Here is a 6540-nt window from a genome sequence, read left to right on the forward strand (position 1 = left end):
AATTTGTACTCTCTTTACTGGTAGCGGTTTGTAAGTACCGTTTACCAATTCTGCTCTTAGTGTTTTGATCAATTGGCCAGATGATTCAATGCTGTTTAAGTCTTCAAATCTAACACCATCGACACACGCAGTTCCTTTATTTGCTTTACACAAATAGAAAGCATACCAGAGGATGTCGAATCGACAGATTTTGTCATAAAGACTGTAAAATGCTTTGTCTGGCATATAGAGGTTAGCTTTAAGCTGATATTACCCATTGATGTCGGCAAATCTCAGTTCTGAATAAATATTCACCTACGTATGAGTTCTAATTGCGGTATAAATCCACTTACAACTAAGTGTAGGTGGATTACTCTAGATGATAATTGTCCAAAAATGAGTTAAAAAGCGATCTAAAGATTGTACTTTTTTGACTCTTTGAAAATGGTAAATCTCTGAAAACGATCAAACTTTAGCTTCAAAAATGGCTATTTCTACCGTGAGCGTGACAGTAATGAGTAAGTATAAGGAAGCTGTAATGGCTTCCTTATATGCCAGATGATTTTTGCCTTATCATTTACTAATATAAGGGGCGTATCCGTGATCACTGATAATGATATAGCTTAACATCAACGATTAAATCAATGACACGTTCGTGCATTAGTCAATCAGTCTTGCTTTCTCAACCAGTCAGGAATATGTAAGTGTTGTGATGATACAGGCTCACTACCATTGATTGAAACATTTCTACCGAAAGGCTTAATTGCTTGAGTTGCAACCTCATTATTAAATGCAAATAAGTCAATTTTGTAATTATCAAGAATCTCGTTACACGTGAACCCGATTGCTAATGAAGAGAAGAGGTAGATGGCAGTTTAGTTCTAAGTGCTTGATTGAGCATTTGGAAGGTTTCATTTGTAAGGTTGTTTGTAGCTCTAATCATAGCCGTAGCATGGTTACTAGAGGAAAGGTTTAGTTGTTCTAAATCTGAGTCTATCGTCTGTGAGTCTAGTTTCGAATAAATAGCAATTGAGCCTTTACGATCGATAAGATCGCTGCTTGATAATGCGATTAGACCATCAGATCTACTAATACTTTGTAAGGCATCAAGACAGCTACCATGTAATGAACTGTTAACTATGATAATCAGAATGTTCAGAGTGTTACTTAAATCTTTCAGCAACTGCTTTTCTTCATGATTGATAGCCTGCTTAATGCCCTATCTGGCAGGGTAGTTGTCACTGTTAAAATTTAACCAGTTTGGGCGATAAAGAGTAATTGTGTCTCGTATCTCAGTAGAAAGAAAAGAAGCTATATTGAAGAAGCTGCTGCCTCCCTATTCGATGTCAGTGAAAGAAGTGTCGGAAGAGGAAGGAATTAGCACTGCAACCCTGTATCATTGGCGCCAGCAACTCAGACGTTCAGGAGCCGCAGTGCCAAATAGCAACACTTCATCAGAGCAGTGGTCTGCTCAAACTAAACTTGCCATTGTTGCCGAGACTTACTCGATGACCGAAAGTGAACTCAGCCAATATTGTCGTGAAAAAGGTCTTTTCCCTGAACAAATCCAAAGTTGGCGCCGCGAATGTATGCAAGGGTTTAAGTCGAGTAAAGAGCAGGAAGCTGAAGCAAAGAAGCAGGCTAAAGCTGACAAACTTGAAATCAAAGAGTTGAAGAAAGATTTACGACTCAAAGAAAAAGCACTCGCTGAAACGGCCGCCCTCTTGGTACTAAGAAAAAAGCTGAGAGCCTTTTACGGGGAAGAGCCAGAGGACGACTAACCTCAACCGATGAAAGGCAGACCATAGTCACTTTAATTCTTGAAGCGAAGCAATGCGGATGCCGTTTAGAGCCAGCTTGCCATGAAGTTCAAATTGACTTGAGAACGTATCGTCGCTGGTATCAGCAAGGTGAAGTACAAACAGACAAAAGGTCAATATGCATCAGGCCAGAGCCTGCTAACAAGCTGTCGCAGGAAGAGCGTGATGCGATTATCGAGGTGTGTAACCGCTCTGAGTTCGCAAGCTTACCTCCGACTCAAATCGTCCCGACACTGCTTGATAGAGGTGAGTATATCGCCTCTGAATCGAGCTATTATCGAGTACTGGCAGCACAGGGGCAACTTCACAAACGAGGTCGTCAGCGGAGCAGACAGAAGCAAGCGAAGCCAACAAGTTATACGGCAACAAGCTCGAATCAAGTCTACACATGGGATATCACTTACTTACCTTCAAAGGTTCGAGGCCAACACTATTACCTGTATGTCATCGAAGACATCTACAGCCGAAAAATCGTGGGTTATGAAGTGTATGAGCGAGAGTGCGGTGAACTGGCGTCACAGCTTCTGCAACGGACGTTGATGCGAGAGCAGTGCTTTAATCAAGCTCTGGTTCTTCACTCTGATAACGGTGCACCAATGAAGTCGTTGACCTTCAAAGCTAAGATGGAAGAGTTAGGTATTACCTCATCGTATAGCCGCCCAAGAGTCAGTGATGATAACCCGTATGTCGAGTCATTGTTCCGCACGGTAAAGTACATGCCAAGTTGGCCAGTAAAAGGCTTTGAAACGATCGACAGTAGTCGAAGTTGGGTTGAAGCCTTCGTACACTGGTACAACACCGAGCACAAGCACAGTAAGCTAAATTACGTTACGCCTTCAGAGCGCCACAATGGAAAAGATAAAGAGATCTTGAAGCGCCGTATAGAGGTCTTGCTTGCTGCAAAACAGCGAAAGCCTGAGCGGTGGCCTGGTGATATCAGAAACTGTGAACCTGTTGGTGACGTTCACCTGAATCCAGAAAGAGAAGCTGCTTAATAAGCAAGCAAATGATGACAACTACCTTGAAAAACACCGAATGGATAGTGTAATAATTCCAGTTTTATCAGTGCAACATTGCTTGATTATAGCGAGTTTAAGCACCTCTATGTTTTGCTCTTCGCTAAATTCAACCTCAAAGATGTTCAGTGATGTATTCATAAGGGAGTGGTCCTATGTTTGATATCTATAGTGATCATTTCATAGTGGAAAGTGATTGATATTGCCTACTTTCACACACGATTCACGATAACTCACACCTGTCTCACCGAAAGAGATCTAAGTCATATTTGACTTACTTCCCTGCAATTAATGGTTGATGGTTAAGTCTTATATGTCTAAGGTTAATGTTGTTAATTTAGTGAGGGTGTCCAAATGGATAAAAATGATCTAACACAGTTTATGCGAGAGTTCTTAGTTGGCTTGCGAACAAAAGCATCAATGTCACAAGCTGATGTTTCTAAACGCTCAGGGATGGAGGACGATAGATTGATACTTGATCAAAAGGGAGTATCAAGAATTGAAAACAACCCCTTGGACGGGGATACATATAAGATTGCTGCCTATATGACGGCAGTTGGTAGCACCTTAGAAGCCTACTCATCAGCAATTCAACAAGCTGTTCAGCTTAATAGAGGCCAAAAGAATATGGAAACTACGACAAAGACTAATCAGCTCATTTTAATTGATGACACTCTCAAAAAAGTAGCCAAGGCTAAGGCTCACCTCCATGAATTTGAACATGAATACACATCAAATCTCGGTTTGGCAGAAGCATTGAACCAATCGGTTCTAAACCTTGAAGGTTTGAAGCGTAAACCTGTTATCGGTTTTTTTGGTCATTACGATAGTGGCAAGTCAACGCTCATAAACACTGTAGTAAACAATGAGTTTCTACCTGTAAAATATCAACCAGCAACCAGTATTGTTAATATGCTCGTTCATAAGGATGATAAACCTGATTTCTTAAGTGGTGATGTAGCTCTATTTCGTAAAGGTTTCTTACCACACATGATTAGTGATAGAACCAAGGTATCTGAGTATTTAATTGAAGAAGGTGGCAAGGAGATCTTAGACAAATACGGTGTCCATGATTGGGATGACCAAACAATGACGGATGATGCCTATTTATCAGTCTCGTATTTAGATGCACCTATCTTACATAGAGCATGGTTACTAGATACACCGGGAAATCTAAATGACTCTGAAACACAAGATACCGACTTTGCAATTTCAGGAGTTGAGCTGGTTGATGGTGTCGTTTTCTTATCACAACACAGTGGGTACATGAACGGACCAAGTGTCTCATTTCTAGCGGATATTATTCGCAAGCGTATCCCATCCTCTAAACGGGACATTTTAGAGCATATTGCCCTTGTTAAGACACATTGCCATTCAGGTATGAGTCCACAAGAAATCAAGGAAGTGGAATTGCTTTCTATGAAGAGAGTTTACAAATACCTTGATACCACCGTTTTCGATAGTTGGAAGGCCGATGGTTGTATTGCGGAATCACCCTCACCGCAAATGTTAGCTGATATCACGTGTTCTTTTTGGCGAGAAACTGACATATTGCGCGAAGGTACTCTGGAGGCTATCAGTAAGATGTCGTACTTCTTGATGGAGAACCAAGATGCTCTTGTAAAGCAGCGTGTTCAAGATGTTGAGCTAGCCATTCAAGGTACAATTACAGCTTGTATTGAAAAGCTGAGATCTTTGAAAGCTAGTGGAGAACAAAGACTTGCAGAGGTTGAGACACAGGATGCGCGATTTCGTGAGAAATCAGGTAATCTAATTGAAAAATTTAAAGAGCTTATAATCTCGACTAATCAAACGGAAACTGAGTGTAATTCAGAGTTGAAAATCTATTACAACAGCCTAGTTAGTGAATCCAACATAGAAAGTCTAATTGAAGATAACTTCGATGATAAAAAGGATGCAGAACAAGGCATTGGCGGGGTAATTAGTCAGTTATTATCTCGCAAATTAGAAAACACATTGAAAACAAATTCCGTTGGATTCAATAACCAAATCGATCAATTACTTGTGAGCTGGCAGTCTATTATACCAACGACAATTGCAGTTGATTCCTCTATTGATATGAATGGTATGAAGATTGATGGCTTTGATTCACGATCTGCTTTTGTTGGTGGTTTAGCTGGGGTTGGAAGTCTTGGTGCTATGGCTCTGTATGTCTCTGGTATTACGAGTAACCTAGGGGCGTATATCCTTGTGGGAAAAGCTGCTGGTGTCCTTACTTCTTTGGGCTTGGCTAGCAGTGTTACTAGTGTAACGTCGTTTGTGGCTGCAATTGGAGGACCAATAACAATTGGTGTAGTGATAGCCTCTGCAATCGGTTATGCCGTATATCGTCTATTTGGAGGCAAGTGGCAATCTTCATTAGCAAAAAAAATTCGACAAGCCGTAGATAAAAAGTCTCCTCTAGGTGAAATTGAAAAGGTTGTTTCTTCATATTGGACAGCAACCCGACAATCGACATTAGTATGTTTGGATGAACTGCAATCCGAAACTGAAAAGCATATCGAAAAAATGTATAAAGAGGCTACGCAAGAATTTGATTTAGCTGATTTAGATAAGTGTATATCACATCTACAAATGGTCTTGACTCAAGTTAAATAAAGGAAATAACCAATGTTTGCAAGTTTGGTAAAAAGTATAAAAGGTATTATTGAGTTTAAGGATGCTGATATTGACAAAACCGTAGACGTTAAGCTCCCAGAGTCAGTTGTTGAGCCTCTTAGCAGAGAGCAATACTGGGAATCTCAATTACTAGAAAAAACTATCGGTTTTGATCCAAGTGATTGTATGGATTATTTCGCAGAGCTACATCGTAGAGCAATTGAATTTGGTCTCAGTGTTGATCTGAATAATGAAAAAGCAGCATTAAACAATGATGAAGCTAAATTACTAGAGATGAGAGCTGCGATCTCTGGTGAAAAAGTGGAACACGTTAGCACAGAGAAAGACAAACGAACGATAGATGATTTGATTAGTCAATATACAAGTGAAACCTATAAATCATTGGATTCATTCTTTGACCCATTCTATAAATCAATGGGGGACGGTTGTAAATATGTAGTCACTTCAAACGACTGGTTTGAATCTAAAGGTAAAAAGAAAATAAAGGGAGCTGGTAAGTCTTATGCTCATCATCCTGCTGAAGAGCCATCAGAATATGTGCATGATGTGCTAGTTCTATTCGACACTACTCTGTTTGGTAGTGGGGGTGATGGTATGACATTGACTTCAGAGTTCGTGGCGTTTAAAGGCTTGGGGAAAGACAAAGAATTTATCTTTATCGGAGATATTGAGAGTGTTGGTTATGACCGCGGTTCGAAAGAGTTAACTTTCAACGACATAAAATATAATTATGTTCACACCGAGTTAAATGGACCAGCGAAGCGGGTTTTTGAGTGCTTACAGGCGTACATTAACCAACCGAGCTTGAGATTGAAAAAATATATAAACAATAAATAACCTAATAGAAGGGAGCTACTGCTCCCTTCTATGCCATTAACTCAAACGTAGCTACTTCGTGCAGTCATACCAACCATCACCACTGTCACACTCATACTTAAACGTCCCATTAGGATAAGAAACGGGTGTGGTTCTTTTGAATCGACACGTTACATTTTAGCCATACAGCCTTTGTTTAGCCTGCTGTTTATGGAAATTCCAGTAATCCTGTAAATCACCACTCGATTTAACGGAGCGTAGTCTCAAGA

Annotated in this window: 3 protein-coding genes and 1 pseudogene; 3 read left to right on the forward strand and 1 reads right to left on the reverse strand. The window is 40.2% G+C overall.

The window, feature by feature from the left end; genetic code table 11:
• Positions 1-225 (reverse strand): annotated as a pseudogene (locus H5300_RS27765) (hypothetical protein); the annotation flags it as partial.
• Positions 226-1259: 1034 nt separating this feature from the next.
• Between H5300_RS27765 and H5300_RS24785 the strand changes: the two are divergent.
• The 3 genes from H5300_RS24785 (at position 1260) to H5300_RS24795 (ending at position 6292) form a co-directional block, all read left to right on the forward strand.
• A protein-coding gene (locus H5300_RS24785) for an IS3 family transposase (protein WP_405055150.1) occupies positions 1260-2794 on the forward strand; the annotation gives its coding sequence in 2 pieces (ribosomal slippage) (positions 1260-1713 and positions 1713-2794; 1536 coding nt in all).
• Positions 2795-3169: 375 nt separating this feature from the next.
• Positions 3170-5434: a dynamin family protein gene (locus H5300_RS24790; protein WP_182797167.1), complete on the forward strand. Its 2265-nt coding sequence runs from the start codon at positions 3170-3172 to the stop codon at positions 5432-5434.
• Positions 5435-5446: 12 nt separating this feature from the next.
• Positions 5447-6292 carry a hypothetical protein gene (locus H5300_RS24795; RefSeq protein WP_182797168.1) on the forward strand — a complete coding sequence of 282 codons (846 nt, stop codon included), beginning with the start codon at positions 5447-5449 and terminating at the stop codon, positions 6290-6292.
• Positions 6293-6540 lie beyond the last annotated feature (248 nt).

This window comes from Vibrio sp. SG41-7, from assembly GCF_014164465.1.
Classification (GTDB): domain Bacteria; phylum Pseudomonadota; class Gammaproteobacteria; order Enterobacterales; family Vibrionaceae; genus Vibrio; species Vibrio splendidus.

Excerpts from the sequence above, each read along its gene's own strand:
- H5300_RS24795 (WP_182797168.1), top strand. The coding sequence starts at position 5,447 with ATGTTTGCAAGTTTGGTAAAAAGTATAAAAGGTATTATTGAGTTTAAG.
- H5300_RS24790 (WP_182797167.1), top strand. The coding sequence starts at position 3,170 with ATGGATAAAAATGATCTAACACAGTTTATGCGAGAGTTCTTAGTTGGC.